The sequence below is a fragment of the Variovorax sp. YR752 genome (assembly GCF_943372545.1).
Map to the genome: position 1 here is coordinate 1 of NZ_CALRZC010000163.1, position 19,715 is coordinate 19,715.

Consider the following 19,715-nt stretch of genomic DNA (forward strand, 5'->3'; position numbering starts at 1 on the left):
TCTTCTGTCGCGCCCGCGAACACACATCCTTACGAGAGCCTCACGCCTGACGTGGTGCTCGACGCGCTCGCGACACTCGGCCTGCACGGCGATGGCCGGCTCACCGGCCTGAACTCCTATGAAAACCGGGTCTACCAGGTGTTCCTGGAAGACCCGAATCCGCATCCTGCGGTGGTGCTCAAGTTCTACCGCCCCGGCCGCTGGAGCGAGGCCGAGATCCTCGAAGAACACGCCTTCTCGCTCGAACTGGCCGCCGGCGAAGTGCCGGCCGTGCCCCCGCTGGTCTTCGACGGCAAGACGCTGCACCACCACGCCGGCTTTGCCTTCAGCGTGAGCCCCTACCGCGGCGGCCGCGCGCCCGAGCTCGACAACTTCGAGGTGCTCGAATGGGTCGGCCGCTTCCTGGCGCGCATCCACACCGTGGGCAGCGCCAAGCCTTTCGAGGCCCGCCCCGCGCTCGACCTGCAGACCTTCGGCCTGGACTCGCGCGACTGGCTGCTGGAAAACGACAAGATCCCGCTCGACATGCAGCGCGAATGGGAAAAGACCTGCAACGAGGCGCTGGACATGGTCCGCGCAACCGCCCTGGCGCTGCAGCCGCCGGCCTCCGACTTCAAGCCCCGCAAGCTGCGCCTGCACGGCGACGTGCACCCCGGCAACATCCTGTGGACGCCCACCGACCGCCCCGGCGGCGGCCCGCACTTCGTCGACCTGGACGACGCGCGCACGGGCTTCGCGGTGCAAGACCTGTGGATGCTGCTGTCGGGCGACCGCGCGCAGCGCACGGCGCAGCTGTCGGGCCTGCTCGACGGCTATGAGCAGTTCCGCGAATTCGACCGCCGCGAGCTGGCACTCATCGAGCCACTGCGCACGCTGCGGCTCATCCACTACAGCGCCTGGCTGGCGCGCCGCTGGGAAGACCCGATCTTCCCGATCAACTTTCCGTGGTTCGGCTCCAGCGACTACTGGAAGGGCCAGATCCTCGTGCTGGAAGACCAGTGCGAGCAGATGGCGGAAGAGCCGCTGTACGCGTGATCACTCGGCGGCGTTCGCGGCAAGGCTCTGCGCCACGCCTTCGAGCAGCCGCTCGACCAGCACATTGACCGGCCCGGTGCGCCACACACCGTAAGCCTCCGACTGCGCCACCGCGCGGTCGAGCGGGCGGAACACCGCGCCGCGCAGCGCCGAGTGCCGCATCGCCTGCGGCACCAGCGCCACGCCCATGCCCTGCGACACCAGCGACACCACGGCCAGCCAGTGCCGCACCTCGTGGCGCACCTCGGGCGAAAAGCCCGCGTCGGCGCAGATCGACAAAATGCGCTCGTGGTAATCGGGTGACGCCTCGCGCGAGAACAGCACGAAGGGCTGCGCGCGCAGGTCGGCCGGCGCCAGCACGCGCTTGCGCGCCAGTGCATGGCCCGCGGGCAGGCAGGCCACGAAGGGCTCCGACAGCAGCAGCCGGTGCTGCAGCTCGGCCGGCATGCGGCTGGTGTGAACGAAGCCCAGGTCGAGCCGGTCGTGCAGCAACTCGGCGATCTGCACGCCGGAGTTGAGTTCGCTCAGCGTGATGCGCACCGCCGGATGCCGCGCCTGGAACGCGCGCAGCGCCGGCGGCAGGCCGCGGTAGAGCATGGCGCCGACGAAACCGATGCGCAGCCGGCCCGCCGAGCCGGTGGCCACGTCGCGCGCTTCCATGGCGGCCTCTTCGGCCTGCAAGAGCACGCGCCGCGCCGACACGCGCAGCGCCTCGCCCGCGGGCGTGAGCCGCACCTCCTTGCTGTTGCGCTCGAACAGGCGCGCGCCCACCGAGTCTTCGAGCTGGCGGATCGCCACCGACAGCGGCGGCTGCGAAATGGCCAGCCGCCGCGCGGCACGCCCGAAGTGCAGCTCTTCGGCGAGCACGGAGAAGTAGCGCAGGTGCCGCAGTTCCATGAATAGTTAAATCAAATCGTACAAGACCAAATCAATATTAGACACGGATCGTTGCCAACTCAACAATGCGGCGAACCAGGAGACGCCCGCATGCCTACATCCGCAGCCACAGCCGCCGCGCACCCCACCGCGCACCCGATCCCCGATCGCCACGGCCAGAACCTCTTCACCACCGACACCGAGCTGCACACGCTGCTCGCGCTGTACCTGCCCGAGGCCCTGCGCACGCACATGCGCCCGCACTTCGAGCGCCTGGGCGGCCTGGCAGGCGGCCTGCTCGACGACCTGGCCGGCACCGCCGACCGCAACCCGCCCACGCTGAAGCAGCGCACGCGCACCGGCGTCGACGAGCAGAAGGTCATCAAGCACCCGGCCTATGTCGAGATGGAGCGCCTGGCGCTCAGCGAATTCGGCCTGGCCGCCATCTCGCACCGCGACGAGACGCTGGGCTGGCAAGGCAAGATGCCGCCGCTGGTCAAGTACGTGCTGACCTACCTCTTCGTGCAGGCCGAGTTCGGCCTGTGCTGCCCGGTCTCGATGACCGACTCGCTCACGCGCACGCTGAAGAAGTTCGGCACGCCCGAGCTGGTCGCCAAGTACCTGCCGCGCCTGACCTCGCTCGACTTCGATGAGCTCGCGCAGGGCGCGATGTTCATGACCGAGCAGGCCGCCGGCTCCGACATCGCCGCCACCGCCACCACCGCGCAGCGCCAGGCCGACGGCAGCTGGCGCCTGGCCGGCGACAAGTGGTTCTGCTCCAACCCCGACGCCGGCTTTGCGATGGTGCTGGCGCGCGCCGACGACGCGCCCGCGGGCATGAAGGGCGTGTCGCTGTTCCTGCTGCCGCGCGAACTCGACGACGGCAGCCTCAACCACTACCGCATCATTCGCCTCAAGGACAAGCTGGGCACGCGCTCGATGGCCAGCGGCGAGATCCGCCTCGAAGGCGCGGTGGCCTACCTCGTGGGCGAGGAAGGCCGCGGCTTCCAGCAGATGGCCGACATGGTCAACAACTCGCGCCTGTCGAACGGCGTGCGTTCCGCCGGCCTGATGCGCCGCGCGGTGGCCGAGGCCGAGTACATCGCCTCCGAACGCCGCGCCTTCGGCCGCGCGCTCGAACAGATGCCGCTGATGCAGCGCCAGCTCGACAAGCTGCGCGTGCCGTCCGAGCAGGCCCGCACCATGGTCTGCCAGACCGCGCAGGCCCTCGCGCGCTCGGACGCCGGCGAGCCCGATGCGTATGCGCTGCTGCGCATCCTCACGCCGCTCATCAAGTTCCGCGCCTGCCGCGACGCGCGCCAGGTCACGGGCGATGCGATGGAAGTGCGCGGCGGCTGCGGCTACATCGAAGAGTGGAGCGACCCGCGCCTCGTGCGCGACGCGCACCTGGGCTCGATCTGGGAAGGCACCAGCAACATCGTCGCACTCGACGTGATCCGCGCCGTGAAGCGCGAAGGCTCGCTGCCCGTGCTGCGCGCGCACGTCGACAAACTCATCGGCGATGCCACCGAACTCACGCCGGCCTTTGCCACCGCGCTGCGCGACACGATGGCGCGCGCCTGCGCCCTGGCCGAGACCGCTGCGCGCGAAGGCGGCGACGTGCTCGCGCGCCAGGCCGCATCGGCGCTGTACCACTGCACCAGCGCTGCTGCGATGGCCTGGGAGGCCTCGGCCGGCGGGTCCGCCGCGCGCCTGCGCTGGGCGCAGCTGGTGCTATTGCACCGCGTGCTGCCGCGCGACCCGCTGGCGCCCGATGCGCTGCCCGCCGACTGGCACGCCGCGCTGGTGCGGACGCCCGCCTGAGCCCTTTTTCGAGAACAACGGAGACAAGAACCCATGCGACATTCACTCAGCCACTTCCTCAGCGCGGCGGCCACCGCCTGCGCCGCCCTGCTGCTCGCGGCCACGCCCGCTGCGCACGCGCAACCCGGTGCGTTCCCATCCAAGCCGATGACGCTGGTCGTGCCCTTCCCGCCCGGCGGCCCGACCGATGCGATGGCGCGCACGCTCGCCGCCGAGCTGCGCGACAAGCTCGGCCAGCCCATGATCGTGGAGAACCGCGCGGGCGCGGGCGGCAACATCGGTGCCGACTACGTCGCGCGCGCCGAGGCCGACGGCCACACGCTGCTGTTCGGCACCTCGGGCCCGCTGGCCATCAACGTCAGCCTGTACCGCAAGATCAGCTACGACCCGACCAAGAGCTTCGCGCCCGTGATCCAGGTCGGCTACCTGCCGAACATCCTGGTGGTGAACCCGGCGCTGCCCGTGAAGAACGTGCCCGAGCTGGTCGCGTATGCCAAGGCCAACCCGGGCAAGCTGAGCTATGCCTCGTCGGGCAACGGCGCGTCGTCGCACCTGGCCGGCGTGCTGTTCAACTCGGTGGCCGGCACCGACCTGCTGCACGTGCCCTACAAGGGCACGGGCCCGGCACTCAACGACCTGCTGGGCAACCAGGTCAGCATGACCTTCACCGACATCCTCACCGCACTGCCCTACGTCAAGACCGGCAAGCTGCGCGCGCTCGGCGTGGCCACGGCCGCGCGCTCGCAGGCGCTGCCCGACGTGCCGACGATTGCCGAGCAAGGCAACAAGGGCTACGACGTGAGCGTGTTCTTCGGCATCGTCGCGCCGGCCGGCACGCCGCCCGACCGCGTGGCCAAGCTCAACCACGCGTTCGCCGAAGTGCTCAACTCGCCGAAGGTGAAGCAGATGTTCGCCGGGCAAGGCCTCGAAGCATCGACCGACACCTCGCCGCAGAAGCTGGCGCAGTTCATCGCCAGCGAAACGGCCAAGTGGAAGGACGTGGTGAAGAAGTCGGGTGCGCAGCTCGACTGAGCTGAAGCCCTGACCACCCACGAGGAGACACACCAAAAATGAGACTGCTTTCACGCACGATTGCCGTGGCTGCGCTGCTGACCACCGCCAGCATCGCCACCGCAGAGACCTACCCGCAACGCCCCGTCACGCTGATCGTTCCGTACGCCGCGGGCGGGCCCACCGACCAGCACCTGCGCGCCGTCGCCGACGAGGCCGGCAAGGCCCTCGGCCAGCCCGTGGTGCTCGACAACCGCCCCGGTGCGAGCGGCACCAACGGCGCCGCCGCGCTGGTGCGCGCCGCGCCCAACGGCTACACGCTGGCCGTGCTGCCGGCCTCGGTGTACCGCGAGCCCTTCATCAACAAGGTGGCCTTCGATCCGGCGCGCAGCTTCTCGTACGTGGTGATGCTGTCCGACTACACCTTCGGCCTCGCCGTGAAGGCCGACGCGCCATGGAAGACCTGGCAGGACTTCGCGGCCGATGCCGCGCGCCGCCCGGGCAAGCTCAATGTGGGCGCCACCGGTGCAGTCGGCACGCCGCGCATCGTGATGGACGAAGCAGCCGAGATGGCGAAGATCCAGCTCAACATGGTGCCGTTCAAGGGCGACGCCGAAGTGACCAACGCCATCCTCGGCGGCCACATCGACGCCGCGCCGCTCTCGGGCGTGGCCGTGCCGCACATCGACGCCGGCAAGATGCGCTACCTCGTGATGCTCACGCCGCAGCGCGTGAAGCGCTACCCGCAGGTGCCCACGCTGCGCGAACTGGGCGTGGACGCGGTCATCGATTCGCCCTACGGCATCGCCGGCCCGGCCGGCATGGACCCGGCCCGTGTGAAGACCGTGCACGACGCCTTCCGCAAGGCGCTGTCGTCGCCCGCTGGCCTGCGCGTGCTGGAGCAGCTGAACCAGCAAGCCAACGCGATGGACCCCGAGCAGTACCGCCGCTACGCGCTGGCCACGACCGCGCGCGAGAAGGAGCGCGTGGCGCGCCTGCGCCAGCGCGGCCTGCTCGACTGACCCCCGCACGCACACCATGTCGGACACCGCTTTCGTCAACGAAGCACCGGGCCTGCTGTTCGGCCTGCCCATGCCGATGGCGCGCAGCTTCGCGCTGCGCGGCGAGGCCATCGGCGACGAGCGCGCACGCGTGCGCATGCCCTACAACGCCGACCACGCCAACAGCCGCGGCGACGTGCACGGCGGCGCGATCGCCGTGCTGTTCGATTGCACGCTCGCCAGCGCCGTGCGCTCGCACGCGCCCACGGCCTTCGGCGTGGTCACCGTCGACATCACGGTGCACTACACCGCGCCGTGTGCCGGCGACGTGATCGCCACCGCCGTGTGCGAGCGGCGCGGCCGCGCGATGTGCTTTGCGCGCGGCGAAGCGCGCAACGCCGACGGCGAACTGCTCGCCATGGCCACCGGCACCTTCAAGCTGGTGCCGCGCACCGCTTCACCCTCTTCCGAGTCCACCCCATGACCACCGCTCCCACTTCGACCGGCGCCCTCGCGGGCATCCGCGTGCTCGACATCTCGCGCATCCTCGGCGGCCCGTACTGCGGCCAGATCCTCGGCGACCACGGCGCCGACGTGCTCAAGGTCGAGCCACCGCAAGGCGACGACACGCGCACCTGGGGCCCGCCCTTCAAGGAGGGCGTGGCGTCGTACTACCACGGGCTGAACCGCAACAAGCGCGTGCAGCACCTGGACTTCTCGACCGAGGAAGGCCGCGAGGCGCTGCTCGCGCTCGTGGCCGAGGCCGACGTGCTGATCGAGAACTTCAAGACCGGCACGATGGAACGCTGGGGCATCGGCTACGAAACGCTGTCGCAGCGCTTTCCGCGTCTCGTGTGGTGCCGCGTGTCGGGCTTCGGCGCCGACGGCCCGCTGGGCGCGCTGCCGGGCTACGACGCCGCCGTGCAGGCCATGACCGGCATCATGAGCATCAACGGCGAAGCCGACGGCGGCCCGTTGCGCGTGGGCCTGCCGGTGGTCGACATGGTGACCGGGCTCAACGCCGTCATCGGCGTGCTGCTCGCGCTGCAAGAGCGCCACCGCAGCGGACGCGGACAGTTCGTCGAAGCGGCGCTGTACGACAGCGGCCTCTCGCTGCTGCACCCGCACGCGGCCAACTGGTTCATGGACGGCACCGCGCCGCGCCGCACCGGCAACGCGCACCCGAACATCTATCCCTACGACGCACTGGCCACGGGCACCGACCCGATCTTCGTGGCCGTGGGCAACGACCGCCAGTTCGCGAGCTTCTGCCGCTGCATCGGCCTGCCTGCGCTGTCCGACGACCCGCTGTACCGCACCGCCGGCGCGCGCTCGGTGAACCGCGACGGCCTCAAGCAGCAGCTCGAAGCCGCGCTCGCCGCTTTCGACGGCCGCACGCTGGTCGACCAGCTGATGGCCGCCGGCGTGCCCGCCGCGCCCGTGCTGCCCGTGGCGGCGGCGCTGCAGCACCCGCACACGCTGCACCGCGAGATGGTGGTGGAGATGGAAGGCGGCTACCGCGGCATCGGCGCGCCGGTGAAGCTCAGCCGCACGCCGGCCAGCTACCGCCATGCGCCACTGACGCCGGGCGAGACCTTCCTTCCGACCGACGACGACGCGGCGCGCTGAGCGCCGCCATCGTCTCTCGCGTCAGGCTGCGCGGCTGGTCTTCAGGCCCTGCCCGGCGGCCCAGGTCGACACGTCCTCGCGCTTGATGGCCGCGGCCATGAGGCCAGGGAACGCATCGGGCGTGCACGCGAACGAGGGCACGCCCAGCGCCGCGAGCTTGGCGGCCAGGTCGCGGTCGTATGAAGGCGCGCCCTCGTCGCTGAGCGCCAGCAGCGCGATGAACTGCACACCGGCCTCCACCAGCTGGTGGGCGCGGCGCAGCAGGCCGTCTTCCACGCCGCCTTCGTACAGGTCGGAGATCAAAATCAGGATGGTGTTGCGCGGCTCGCGCACCAGCGTCTGGCAGTAGCCCACGGCGCCGTTGATGTCGGTGCCGCCGCCCAGCTGCACGCCGAACAGCAGGTCGACCGGGTCTTGCAGCTGCTCGGTCATGTCGACCACGGCGGTGTCGAACACCACCAGCTTGGTCGACACCGCCGGCAGGCTCGCCATCACCGCGCCGAAGATGCTCGAATAGACCACCGACGCGGCCATCGATCCACTCTGGTCGATGCACAAAATCACTTCGCGCTGCGGCTGGCGCGCCTTGCGGCCGTAGCCGATCAGCGTCTGCGGCACCACGGTGCGGTACTCGGGCTGCCAGTGGCGCAGGTTGGCGCGGATGGTGCGGTGCCAGTCGATCTCCGAATGGCGCGGGCGGCGGTTGCGCTGGCTGCGATTGAGCGCGCCGCTCACGGCACTGCGCATCGGCTCCTCGAGCTTCTTCATGAGCTCGTCGACCACCTTGCGCACCACGGCACGCGCCGTGTCCTTGGTGCCGGCCGGGATCACGCTCGCCAGCGCCACGAGGTTGGCCACCAGATGCACGTCGGGCTGCGCGTTTTCGAGCATCTCGGGCTGCAGCAGCATCTGGCGCAGGTTGAGCCGCTCCATCGCGTCGCGCTGCATCACCTGCACCACCTGGCTCGGAAAGTACTTGCGGATGTCGCCGAGCCAGCGCGCCACGCTGGGCGCCGAATCGCCCCGACCGCCGCGCTGCCCGCCCTGGCCGAGGCCGCGCCGGCCGTCGGCTTCGTAGAGCGCGGCCAGCGCCTGGTCGATCTCGCGCACGCGGCCTTCGATGGCACCGCAGCTCGCGTTCGCTTCGCTGCCGAGCACGAGGCGCCAGCGTTGCAGGCGGTCGGTGGGCGGCAGGGTTTGTTCTTCGTCGTCGATGGGGGTTGGATTCGCGCTCATGCCTTCACTCCCAGCAGTTCCCGCAGCAGCGGCAGCGCGAGCACCGCGCGTGATTCGTCCCAGTCGGTGGCGGCCACCGCCGACGGCAAAGTGCCGCCGACCGCGCCGCGTTTCGCGCGCTCGCCGAGCGCGCGCCGGTCGGCGCCCGAGAAGTCCGCGAAGCTGCGCCGCACCAGCGGCAGCACCTGCACGAAGTGCTCTTCGCCGAGCCCCGCGAGCCAGCCGTCGACCAGCGACCACACGGCATCGTCGTGCAGCAGCACCATCGCGTTGCGGTTGAGAAAGCCTTCGAGCCATGCCGCCGCATCGGTCGGCGGCGCGCCGGCCGAGAGGTTGCGCGCCAGCTGCTGCGAAGCGCCGTCGCTGTCGATCTGCGCATCGTCGAGCAGCAGCCGGCAGCTCACGCCGCGCAGCAGCGGCGCACCGGTTTCGCCGAAGGCGATGGCGCGCAATGCGTGGCGCCAGGCGGTGGTCGTTTCTTCGCCGTCGCGCAGGCGCACCGCGTCGTGCGCGCCGATGAGGCGGATGCGCAGCGACTCGGCGGCTTCGGCGTCGAGCGCGCCGCACGCAATCGGCAGGCCGATGGCGCCGCGCACGATGAGGCTGTCGAGCACGTGCGAGAGCAGCGCGCTGTCGGTCTGGCGCACGCTGCCGTAGCGGAACACGTTGGCCAGCGGCGGCACGGCGCCGATGAGCTGCACGGCGTCGCCGGTGAGCGCGGCGCGGTCTTCGAGCGCGCGCGTCACGGCCTGCACGGCCACGGGCAGGTCGGCCAGCAGCACGGTGTCGACCTGCTCTGCGAGCACGGTGAGCGAGGTCTCGGCCGCGAGCCCTTCCATCACGCGCGCGCTGGCGGCATGCGCCACGGTGGCGCCGAAGCGGCTGGCCTCGATGACGCGCAGCGCGAACTCGGGCTGCCACTGCAGCTGCCACACCTCGTGGAAGGTGCCGCGGCTCGCGCGCTGGCCGGCCGTGACCTCGCCCCACGGCAGGTCGAGCAGCCGCAGGCGGTGCAGCAGGTGGCTGCGTGCCAGGTCGTTGGGCTGGCGCAGGTCGAGGTCGAGCGTCTTCGCGGTGGCTTCGGGCTTGAGGCGCAGGCTCTTCTGCGCCTGTTCGAGGTCGCGCTGCAGCGGCACGGTGGGCACGTCGGCCGGCACCTGGCCCATGCGGTCGCCGACCGTGAGGCGTTCGCGGATGAGCGTGAGCGGCGCCTGCTCGCCCATGCAGATCACGCTGCGCACGGCCTCGTCGAGCTCGGGCAGGCCGGGCGCGGGGCGCTCGCGCAATGCGGCCAGCGTGTCGGCCAGGCGCGTGGCTTCGATCAGGTGGGCGGAGGAGCAGTCGAGGTCGTGCTCGCGCAGCAAGCGCGCGACGCGTGCGAGCCAGCCGGTGCTGCGGCCCGCCACCTCGTGCCCCTGCTGCCACAGGTGCTCGTACCAGCCCGGCGAATCGATGCCTGCGCCGTAGCCGCTGGCACTCGTGAGGTGGCGATAGGTCCACGGCACCCAGGTCGCGAGCACCTTGAGCTTGGGCAGGCCCTTGAGCAGCGCCGCATCGGCCTTGGCGGTGGCCGCGCCCTGCAGCGCGGGCACGTGCCAGGCACCGCAGACGACGGCGATGCGCTGGTGGCCGGCCTTCACGGCCTCGCGGATCGATTGCCGCATGAAGGCTTCGCGCCGCTGCTCGCGTTCCATCGCGCGCACGCCGCGCCGGTCTTCGGGCGTTTCGGCGCGCACGGCCGTCATGGCCTCGGCGATGGCGCCGAAGAGGTCTTCGCCGTCGCCGCGCTCCTCGACCATGTGGTTCCACCAGCTCTCGCCGTCGGCATAGCCGGCGGCATGGGCGAGCCAGTCGAAGGGGTCGTCGGGCAACGTGTGCGCGGCTTGTTCCTGTTCGGGTGCTTCGACCGTTTCGACGACCGGCACCGTGTCGGTCTCGTCATCGCCGAGCGGTGTGTCTTCCGTTGCTTCCGCCTTGGCTTCGTCGGCCGCGCGCGCAGCCTGCTCGATCGCCATGCGGTGCGCCTGCGGCAGATCGATGAAGCGCGTGGGCACGCCGCGCGCGGCGCCCCATTGCAGCGCCTGCCATTCGGGCGAGAAGGTGGCGAAGGGATAGAACGCGGCCAGGCCGGTGTCTTCGCTCGCGTGGATCAGCACCGCGACCGGCGGTTGCAGGTCGGCATGCGCGAGAAAGGACAGCAGCGGCTCGGCCTCGGGCGGGCCCTCGACGAGGATGCAGTCGGGCTGCAGCGACTCGAAGGCGCGCAGCAGGCTGCGTGCACAGCCGGGGCCGTGGTGGCGGATGCCGAAGTAGTGCAGCGGCGAAGGCGCCGCGCTCGTGCTCATGCGCCGGCCCGCGTCAGAGTTGTTCGCGGCAGGCGCGGTAGAGGTCCTTCCAGTCGGCCCGTTCCTTGACGACGGTCTCGAGGTATTCCTTCCACACCACCTGGTCCTGCACCGGGTCCTTGATGACGGCGCCGATCAGGCCCGAGGCCACGTCGGCCGAGCGCAGCACGCCGTCGCCGAAATGCCCGGCCAGCGCCATGCCGCTGTTGATGACCGAGATGGCCTCGGCGGTCGAGAGCGTCGAGGTGGGCGACTTGATGCGCGTCTTGCCGTCTTCGGTCTGGCCGTTGCGCAGCTCGCGGAAGATCTGCACCACGCGGCGCACTTCCTGGAGCGCGGGCGGCTCGGCCGGCAGCGCGAGCGCACGGCCCAGCTCGGACACGCGCTTGACGACGATCTGCACTTCTTCGGCTTCGCTCGACGGCACCGGTAGCACCACGGTGTTGAAGCGGCGCTTGAGCGCGCTCGACAGTTCGTTCACGCCCTTGTCGCGGTTGTTGGCGGTGGCAATCACCGAGAAACCGCGCGTGGCCTGCACTTCGGTGCCGAGCTCCGGCACGGGCAGCGTCTTTTCCGAGAGCACGGTGATCAGCGAGTCTTGTACGTCGGCCGGGATGCGCGTGAGTTCTTCGACGCGCGCGATCTTGCCCAGGCGCATGGCATTCACGAGCGGGCTCGGCACCAGCGCTTTTTCGGACGGGCCATGGGCCAGCAGCTCGGCGTAGTTCCAGCCGTAGCGCAGCTGTTCTTCGCTGGTGCCGGCGGTGCCCTGGATCAGCATCGTCGAGTCGCCACTCACGGCGGCGGCCAGGTGCTCCGACACCCACGACTTGGCGGTGCCCGGCACGCCGTACAGCAGCAGCGCGCGGTCGGTGGCGAGCGTGGACACGGCGATTTCCATCAGGCGCGAACTGCCGATGTACTTGGGGCTGACCTCGAAGCCGTTGGCCAGCTTGCCGCCCATCAGGTAGGTGAGAACGGCCCAGGGCGAGAGCTTCCAGTTGGCCGGGCGCTGGCGGTCGTCGACCTTCTGGAGCGCTTCGAGTTCTTCGGCGAATTGCTGTTCGGCATGCTGGCGCAGGACATTGCTCATGGACGGCCTTGGGAAGAGGTTGAAAGTGAGGAAGAAGAGGAAGAAGACGAAGGAAGCGTGGCGACCAGCCGGCGCGCACGCACGATGCGCGCGGTGTCGGCCAGTGCGTTGGCGAGGCCGGGGCTTTCCTCGGCCGCGCGCGGCAGGTCGGCCAGCAGCGGCAGCGCATCGAGGTGCAGCAACGCCGCGGCGGTGCCGAGCACCTGGCGCAGCACGTAGTCGTTGACGAGGTCGCCGCGCTCGACGCGCGTGCGCAGCGCCTGCGCGATGTGCAGCGACAGCGCGGCCGAGGGCGTGTCGCCGGGCGTGCAGGCCTGGTCGGCAAACGCGACGACGTCCTGCACGCCCTGCCCGGCATCGCCGAGGTGCGTCGCCCAGGGGCGCTCGCGGCGTTCGCGCGGCAGCAGCGCCAGCAACGGGCCCACGCCGCCGCGGTGGCCGCGCGGGCGGTCGAGCAGCGCGTCGCACCAGTCGAAATCGGGCGCGGCCAGCACGGCCTCGTTCCAGCCGCGCAGCAGCGCGTCGTGCCAGTCGCCGGTTGCGGCCCAGTCGAGCAGCGCGGCCGGCGTCAGGCCGGTGCGCGCGGTCCACCACGCGAGCGGCATCTGGCGCACGAGTTGGTAGAGCCACCACGCACGCTCGCCGAGGCTGTCGTGCGTGGGGCGCGTGGCGTCAATGGCGTCGTCCTTCCAGCGCGGGTCGGCGGCTTCGGGGGCGTTCAGTTGCCACGTCGTGCCTTGCGATGAGAGCAACGGCGCAAGGAAGGCTTCGACGCGCCGCACGTGCGCGCTGGCAGGCAGGCGCTGCAGCAGCTCGACCACGGTCTGGCGCACATCGCGCGCGCGGTCTTTCAGCTGGGCTTCGAGCAAGGCTTCGTCGTCGGGCCCGAGGTTCTCGGCCAGCGCGCCGATCAGCACGGCGCGCTCCTTGGCGGGCAGTTGCGGCAGTTCGGCGGCGAGGCGTTCGCGCGCGCCGGCCGGGTCGTCGCGGCGTTGCTCGGCCAGCACGGCGCGGCGCTGATCGATGCTGCCTTCGTCCCAGCGGGTCTGCGTGTCGGCCTGCGCGCTGGCGCCGACGGCGTAGCGCCAGTCGTCGTTGCGCGCGGCCAGCCAGCGCCCGCGCTCGCCGAGCGCGAGAACGACGGCGGGACGCAGCGCGGTGTCGCGGCGGCCGGCATCGAGTGCGGCGGGCAGCAGGCTGGGCGGCAGGCGCCAGCCGGCAGCGGCGAGCACAGTCAGCACTTCGTGCTGCAGGCGCTGCGGACCGCTGGCGAGTGCATCGGCGATCACGGCGAGCAAGGCGGGGTCGCCGAGCGCGGGAGAGGGATCGTTGGCGGCAGGCGGTGCGTCGTCGGCCGGCAAGCCCGGCGCGACGAAGCCCGCGCGGCGGCCCACGGCCACGGCGCCCGCGACGCGCAGCAGCACGCCTTGCGCGGTGTCAGCGGGTTGTTGCAGCGCCTGAAGCAACACGCCGAAATCGCCGGCCATGCCGTCGGCGGCCGGCACAGGTTGACGTGCGGTGCCGACGAGCGCGGTCTGCAGCAAGGTGTTCCAGTGGCTCATGCACGGGCTCCGCTCAAGGTCCAGACGGGTGTTCCACCCTCAGCCGCCCACGCGGTGAGTGGCGCGAACTTTTCGCCGTCCCATTCGCCGAAGACGCGCAGCGGCGCGCCGCCCGAATGCGCCATCAGCTGCCAGGCCTCGGCCGCGACCAGTTGCATCGGCAGGGCCTGCGACGCGGCGCCCAGGCGCAGCCACCACTGGTCGCCGTGCCGCGCGGGCACGGCGTCGGCCCACACCAGCGGCAGCAGCGGCTGCCACGGGTTGGCCGCGATCTGCTGCGCCATGCGTTGCCATTCACCGGCTTCGTCATGAAGCGCGACAGGCGCTGCGGTCGACGCGGCCTCGGCCGGCAGTTCGGCCACCACCGCGCGCTGCGAGGCGTGGCCGGGATAGAAGCACAGCACGGCGGCGCGTTCGCTGCCGCTGACCCAGCCGGTCTCGAAGCCGCGCCCACCGTGCGAGTAGTCGAGCAGCAGCGCGCGCCGTCCGCTGGCGCGGCCCTGCAGCCACACATGGCGCTCGACGAGTTTGGTGTCGCGCTCGTCGAGGCACTGGCCCAGCACGAGCCAGTGGTCGTTCACGCGCTCGCCGTCGGCCAGCAGCGCCTCGCGGTCCTGCGGCCAGCCGAGGGCGGCGCGCAGGTCGGCGCGCGTGGCGGGCGAGAGGCTGTCGCGGCGCGGCACCGCATCGACGATGAGCTGCAACCGGCCCAGCCGGTCGAGCAGCCGCGCGGGCCAGCCTTCGCCGGCGCCGATCAGCTCGGCCGCCTGCGTGATGCGCTGGCCGAGCCCCGGCGCCTGCGCATCGACCATGCGCGCGGCCATGGCGGCCCAACCTTCGGCCTGCTCGCTGCCGAGTGCGGCCAGGCCGCGCTGGGTCTGGTCGTCGAGCCAGCGCGCAAGCTCCTGCACGCCGGCCTCGATGCGCTTCCAGCGCTGCGCGTCGCGCTTGGCGGCAGCCGCGGGATCGGGCGCGGCGGCCGGTTCGGCGGCGCGCGCTTCTTTCTTCTCGGCCTTGTCGCGGCGCGAGGCGAGCCAGTCGGCCACCCACGGCGGCGGCGCGCCGGCGGTGAAGCTGGCTTCGCTTTGCGCGCGCAGCAGCATCAGCGCCAGGCCGTGCTTGCAGGGGAACTTGCGGCTCGGGCAGGAGCAGCGGAACACCGGCCCCGACAGGTCGACCTGCGTCTGGTAGGGCTTGCTGCCGCTGCCCTGGCATTCGCCCCAGACAGCGTCGTCGGAATGTGCGAGCGTGGGCCACTTGGCGGGCGCGAGCAGGCCTTTGGCGGCCTTCGCGGAGGCGTCGTCCGGCGCAAGCGCAAGGACGGCTTCGGTACTGAGACTCATGGAAAGGGCAGCCTCGCGCCGGGCCGCGGCGCGGTCAGGGGTGGGAGGGGCGCGACCATCAGGGCGCGATGGGATTGCCGGGCGTGCCTGCTTCGCCGGCCACGACCGCTGTTTTCGCAGCGGGGGCGCGGTAGGACACGCGTGCCGCCGGCACGGGTGCAGCGGCGATCGGTGGCGACGGCGACATGGGCCGCGTGACGCCGGCCTTGGTGACGCTGACAGGCGCGGTGGCCGCTGCCGAAGCAGGCACCACCACGGCAGGCGTTGCCTGTCCGGGTGCCGGCGCCGTCTCGTACGGGTTGTGCAGCACCACGCTCTTGCCGACGCCCACGCCGGTGCCGATCGGCCCGACGCCAACGCCCACGCCGACGCTGGCCGAGCCGGTGACGGCGCCGTTGTCGTGCAGCGCCACGCCCGCGCCGAGCGGGCCCCAGCCGGTGTTCAGGCCGACGGAGAAATTGCCGTCCTTCGTGGCACCGAGCCCGAGCGAGAGCCCGGGCACCAGCGGAATGCCGATGTGATAGTGCGAACAGCCGCCCACCAGAAGCAACAGCAGCAGCGCCGAGGTGGCGGCCGCTGCGCGACGAACGATGCGCGGCCGGGCGTTCACACCAGCAGCGCGTTGACGCGCCTCACGTAGGCGGCGGGGTCGGCCGGCAGGCCGCCTTCGGCGAGCAGCGCCTGGTCGAACAGGATGTTCGCGAGGTCGTCGAAGTGCGCGGAGCCTTCGAGCTTCTTCACCAGCGGGTGCTCGGCGTTGACTTCGAGCACGGGCTTGAGGTCGGGCGCGGGCTGGCCGGCCTGCTTGAGCATGCGCGCGAGCTGCGTGCTCATGCCGCCGTCTTCCACCACGAGGCAGGCGGGCGAGTCGACCAGGCGCGTGGTCACGCGCACGTCTTCGGCCTTGTCCTTGAGCGCCTCTTTCAGCTTCTCGAGCAGCGGCTTGAACGACTCGGCGGCTTCTTCCGCGGCCTTCTTCTCGGCCTCGTCCTGCAGCTTGCCCAGGTCGACCGCGCCCTTGGCCACGCTTTGCAGCGGCGTGCCGTCGAACTCGCTCAGGTAGTTCAGCGCCCACTCGTCGACACGGTCGGTCATGAGCAGCACCTCGATGCCCTTCTTCTTGAAGACTTCGAGCTGCGGGCTGTTCTTGGCGGCGGCGAGGTTGTCGGCCGTGATGTAGTAGATGGCGTCCTGGCCGTCCTTCATGCGCGCCTTGTAGTCGGCGAAGCTCACGCTCGCGACGTCGCTCGTGGTGGAGGCAAAGCGCAGCAGCTTGGCGATGCGGTCGCGGTTGCCCATGTCCTCGCCCAGGCCTTCTTTCAGCACCGCGCCGAACTCGGCGTAGAACTTGGCGAACTTGCCCGAGTCGTCGGCGGCTGCGGCGGCCGTTTCGGCTGCGGTGGGCGTGTTCTTGTCGACCACGTCGGTCACGCCTTCGGTCGGCTCGGGGGCGGGCACCGATTCGCCCGAGCCCACGTCGATCTTGCCTTCGACGCTGTCGGGTGCAGTCTTCTGCTTCTTGGCCAGGTCTTCGAGCATCGACAGCACGCGCTTGGTGCTGCCTTCGCGGATGGCCTTCACGTCGCGGCTTTCCTGCAGCAGCTCGCGGCTCACGTTGAGCGGCAGGTCGGCCGAGTCGATCACGCCCTTGACGAAGCGCAGGTAGTTGGGCAGCAGCGCCTCGGCGTCGTCCATGATGAAGACGCGCTTGACGTACAGCTTGACGCCCGCGCTCTTGTCGCGGTTCCACAGGTCGAACGGGGCCTTGGCCGGGATGTACAAGAGCTGCGTGTACTCGGTGCTGCCTTCGACGCGGTTGTGGCTCCAGGCCAGCGGCGCTTCGAAGTCGTGGCTGATGCTTTTGTAGAACTCTTCGTACTGCTCTGCGCTGATGTCCTTCTTGGGACGGCTCCACAGGGCGTTGGCCTTGTTCACCGTTTCCCACTCGCCGGTCTTCACCATGTCGCCGGGCTGGTCGTTCTCGCCTTCTTTCCACTCTTCCTTTTCCATCAGGATGGGCAGGGAGATGTGGTCGGAATATTTGCCGACGATCTGCTTGAGCTTCCAGGCGTTGAGGTACTCGTCGGCGTCGTCGCGCAGGTGCAGCGTGATGCGGGTGCCGCGTTCGGCGCGCGTGATGTCGGCCACCTCGAAGTCGCCGGCGCCACCGCTCACCCAGCGCACGCCCTGGTCGGCGGGCAGGCCCGCGCGGCGCGACTCGACGCTGATCTTGTCGGCCACGATGAAGCCCGAATAGAAGCCCACGCCGAACTGGCCGATGAGCTGCGCGTCGGCCTTCTGGTCGCCACTGAGGCGGCTCATGAAGTCTTTGGTACCACTCTTGGCGATGGTGCCGAGGTTGTCGATGGCTTCCTGGCGCGACAGGCCGATGCCCTTGTCGGTGATGGTGAGGGTGCGCGCGGCCTTGTCGAACGACAGGCGCACGTCGAGCTCGGGCTGGTCTTCGTAGAGCTCGGGGTGGTCGAGCGCCTCGAAGCGCAGCTTGTCGCACGCGTCGGACGCGTTCGAGATCAGCTCTCGCAGGAAGATTTCCTTGTTGGAGTACAGCGCATGCGTGACGAGGTGCAGCAGTTGCGCGACTTCAGCCTGGAACGGGAGTTTGGTATTGGAGGAATCAGCCATGGGAAAGAAAGAGATCGAAGCCAAAAAATTCTAAGGCGAGCCGCCCGCAGCGGGCAGCGGCCTTGCCAACTATATGAACTGGGGTTGTCGCGCCAAAAAACAACGAGTGCAAGGCCGGGCGAACTTTGTCACACGGCTGTCGGTTGCACGCTGCGTTTTCAGCGCGCTTCAACGGGGTTGTGATTCAACCTCGCGCGTCCAGCGGTCGATGAGCCGCTTGCGCTCGGCCACCTTGCCGTACTTTTCGAAGTCGTACTTGATGAGCCTCACGCCGTCCATCGACGGAATGCGCGCATCGGGCTTGAAGGTCTTGTTGGCCGGCGACTGCAGGCTGCCGGCCTTGGCGCCGATGGACTGGCCCGCGGGGCTCATGAGCCAGTCGTAGTAGCGCTTGGCGTTCTCCTTGTTGCGCGCGCCCTTCACGAGCGCGATGCCGCCGATCTCGAAGCCCGTGCCTTCGCAGGGCGCGGCGGTCTTCACCGGAAATTTGTCGTGCCGCCAGCGCTCGAAGCCGAAGATGAAGCTCACGCCGATCGCCACCTCGCCCTTGGCCACGTTGGGCGCCTGCGCCTGGCCGCTGCGCGTGTAGCTGGTGACGTTCTTGTGCAGCTTCTTCAGGTAGTCGAACGCGGGCTCCTCGCCCATCTGCTGCACCAGGCCCGCGATGACGGTGTAGGCCGTGCCGCTGGTGGCGGGGTGCGAGATTTCGATCTCGCCCTTGTACTCGGGCTTGATGAGGTCGGCCCAGCACTTGGGTTCGGCGAGCTTCTTTTTCTTCAGCAGGTCGGTGTTGAAGCCGAAGCCCATGGCGCTCGTGTAGAAGCCGCCCACCATGTTCTGCGACATGGCGTACTGGCGCACCGACCAGTCGTGCAGGTCGTTGATGTAGGCCGGGCGGTAGGGCTCGAGCAGGCCCTGTTCGGCAGCCTGCAAAAAGGGGTCACCGGTGCCGCCCCACCAGAGGTCGGTCTTGGGGTTGGCGGCCTCGGCGCGCAACTGCGCACCGATTTCGCCGGTGCCCTTGTGGGCCTGCTGCACCTTGATGCCGGTCTCGCGCGTGAAGGCCGTGGCGGCCGCCTCGCACCAGCCCACGTCGGTGCTGCACAGCGCGTTGACGGTGCCTTGCGCGGCGGCCTGCGGCGCCCCGAGCAGGAGCGCCGCGCCCAGGCAGGCGGTGGCCAGGGCGCTCACGGTGTGTCGCGGGGCGGATGAAGAAGGCATGCGCGGGTCTCCTCGTTGTTCGAAAGCGCAGGATAGCGCCCGTCTGCGTGGATGGGCTCAGCGTGTCGCCAGCAGCGGCGGCAGGTGTTCCACCAACCAGTCGATCACCACGCGCGTCTTCAGCGGCAGGTAGCGGCTCGGCGTGCGGATCACGTGCAGCGGAAAGCCAAAAGGCACCGGCTCGTCGAACACGCGCACCAGCGTGCCGGCCGCGAGCGCGTCGGCCGCCAGCCAGGCCGGCAGCCGCGCCAGGCCCATGCCGCCGAGGGCGGCCTCGAGCAGCACCTCGGCGCTGTCGCAACGCAGGCGCGACGGCAGCGCGGCCTCGACCACCGCGCCGCCCTCGTGAAAGCGCCAGGGCGAGACCTGCCCGTCGCGGGCGTAGTACACGGCCTCGTGCGGCGCGACCAGTGCGCGCAAATCACGCGGATGGCCGCGCTCGGCCAGGTACGCGGGCGCGGCGCACAGCAGCATCCACTGCACGCCGACCGGCCGCGCCACGAGCCCCGCGCTGTCGTCGAGTTCGCCGCTGCGGATGGCCAGGTCGAGCCCCTCTTCCACGAGGTCGACGCGCCGGTCGTTGAAGGCCAGCTCCAGCGACAACTGCGGATGCTGGCGCGCCAGGGCCAGCAGCAGCGGCCCGACCTTGAGCCGCCCGAGCATCGCCGGCATGCTCAGGCGCACGAGGCCGGTGGGCGTGTGGCGCGCGGCGTCGGTGAGCGCCTCGGCCGCGTCCAGCTCGGCCAGCGCGCGGCGGCAGCGCTCGTAGTAGCCGTGCCCTTCCTCGGTGAGGCTCTGGCTGCGCGTGGTGCGCAGGAACAGGCGCGTGTCCAGCCGCGCCTCGAGCCGCGCGATGCTCTTGGCGACGGCCGAACGCGTGACGTGCAGGCGCTGCG

General features: G+C 70.5%; 16 protein-coding genes. 6 read left to right on the forward strand and 10 right to left on the reverse strand.

The annotated features are described in order from the left end of the window. Window positions 1-1,035, forward strand: a 1,035-nt coding sequence (locus AAG801_RS28975; protein WP_341891501.1) for a serine/threonine protein kinase, incomplete at its 5' end; no start/stop codon positions are given. Here AAG801_RS28975 and AAG801_RS28980 read toward each other — a convergent pair. Then, a complete protein-coding gene (locus tag AAG801_RS28980) occupies window positions 1,036-1,932 on the reverse strand; it encodes a LysR family transcriptional regulator (protein WP_192193957.1) in 897 nt (298 codons plus the stop codon). A gap of 90 nt (window positions 1,933-2,022) precedes the next feature. On the opposite strand from AAG801_RS28980, the gene AAG801_RS28985 reads away from it, so the two are divergent. The 5 genes from AAG801_RS28985 to AAG801_RS29005 are packed head-to-tail and all read left to right on the forward strand — an operon-like array spanning window position 2,023 to window position 7,376. After that, the gene (locus tag AAG801_RS28985; RefSeq protein WP_341891502.1) at window positions 2,023-3,735 is read left to right on the forward strand and encodes an acyl-CoA dehydrogenase family protein; all 1,713 of its coding nucleotides are present in this window, start codon (window positions 2,023-2,025) and stop codon (window positions 3,733-3,735) included. Between the two features lie 33 nt (window positions 3,736-3,768). After that, a complete protein-coding gene (locus AAG801_RS28990; protein WP_341891503.1) occupies window positions 3,769-4,767 on the forward strand; it encodes a tripartite tricarboxylate transporter substrate binding protein in 999 nt (332 codons plus the stop codon). Window positions 4,768-4,805: 38 nt separating this feature from the next. Continuing rightward, window positions 4,806-5,768 (forward strand): tripartite tricarboxylate transporter substrate binding protein, encoded by a 963-nt coding sequence (locus tag AAG801_RS28995; protein WP_341891504.1) that lies wholly within the window; start codon window positions 4,806-4,808, stop codon window positions 5,766-5,768. Window positions 5,769-5,784: 16 nt separating this feature from the next. Beyond that, window positions 5,785-6,231: a PaaI family thioesterase gene (locus tag AAG801_RS29000; RefSeq protein WP_341891505.1), complete on the forward strand. Its 447-nt coding sequence runs from the start codon at window positions 5,785-5,787 to the stop codon at window positions 6,229-6,231. Next, on the forward strand, window positions 6,228-7,376 hold the full coding sequence (locus AAG801_RS29005) for a CoA transferase (RefSeq protein WP_341891506.1): 1,149 nt from the start codon (window positions 6,228-6,230) through the stop codon (window positions 7,374-7,376). Before AAG801_RS29000 ends, AAG801_RS29005 begins: the two co-directional genes overlap by 4 nt. Window positions 7,377-7,397: 21 nt before the next feature. Here AAG801_RS29005 and AAG801_RS29010 read toward each other — a convergent pair whose 3' ends face one another. The 9 genes from AAG801_RS29010 to AAG801_RS29050 all read right to left on the reverse strand — a co-directional run. Continuing rightward, window positions 7,398-8,612, reverse strand: coding sequence for a VWA domain-containing protein (locus AAG801_RS29010; RefSeq protein ID WP_101491386.1), 1,215 nt, complete (start codon window positions 8,610-8,612; stop codon window positions 7,398-7,400). Beyond that, window positions 8,609-10,957 carry a DUF5682 family protein gene (locus AAG801_RS29015; protein ID WP_341891507.1) on the reverse strand — a complete coding sequence of 783 codons (2,349 nt, stop codon included), beginning with the start codon at window positions 10,955-10,957 and terminating at the stop codon, window positions 8,609-8,611. Before AAG801_RS29015 ends, AAG801_RS29010 begins: the two co-directional genes overlap by 4 nt. 13 nt (window positions 10,958-10,970) lie before the next feature. Next, the gene (locus AAG801_RS29020) at window positions 10,971-12,050 is read right to left on the reverse strand and encodes an AAA family ATPase (protein WP_153281723.1); all 1,080 of its coding nucleotides are present in this window, start codon (window positions 12,048-12,050) and stop codon (window positions 10,971-10,973) included. After that, window positions 12,047-13,612 (reverse strand): DUF5691 domain-containing protein, encoded by a 1,566-nt coding sequence (locus AAG801_RS29025; RefSeq protein ID WP_341891508.1) that lies wholly within the window; start codon window positions 13,610-13,612, stop codon window positions 12,047-12,049. The genes AAG801_RS29020 and AAG801_RS29025 overlap by 4 nt, the downstream gene beginning before the upstream one ends. Then, window positions 13,609-14,955, reverse strand: a complete 1,347-nt coding sequence (locus tag AAG801_RS29030; RefSeq protein ID WP_341891509.1) for an SWIM zinc finger family protein — start codon at window positions 14,953-14,955, stop codon at window positions 13,609-13,611. The genes AAG801_RS29025 and AAG801_RS29030 overlap by 4 nt, the downstream gene beginning before the upstream one ends. Before the next feature lie 58 nt (window positions 14,956-15,013). Next, complete coding sequence (locus AAG801_RS29035; RefSeq protein WP_341891510.1) at window positions 15,014-15,565, reverse strand: hypothetical protein; 552 nt, start codon at window positions 15,563-15,565, stop codon at window positions 15,014-15,016. Continuing rightward, window positions 15,562-17,598, reverse strand: coding sequence for a molecular chaperone HtpG (gene htpG / locus AAG801_RS29040; protein ID WP_341891511.1), 2,037 nt, complete (start codon window positions 17,596-17,598; stop codon window positions 15,562-15,564). The genes AAG801_RS29035 and htpG overlap by 4 nt, the downstream gene beginning before the upstream one ends. A gap of 168 nt (window positions 17,599-17,766) precedes the next feature. Continuing rightward, window positions 17,767-18,819 carry an ABC transporter substrate-binding protein gene (locus tag AAG801_RS29045; protein ID WP_341891512.1) on the reverse strand — a complete coding sequence of 351 codons (1,053 nt, stop codon included), beginning with the start codon at window positions 18,817-18,819 and terminating at the stop codon, window positions 17,767-17,769. 57 nt (window positions 18,820-18,876) lie between these two features. Beyond that, window positions 18,877-19,715: LysR family transcriptional regulator (locus AAG801_RS29050; protein WP_341891513.1), on the reverse strand; the 839-nt coding region annotated here is incomplete at its 5' end.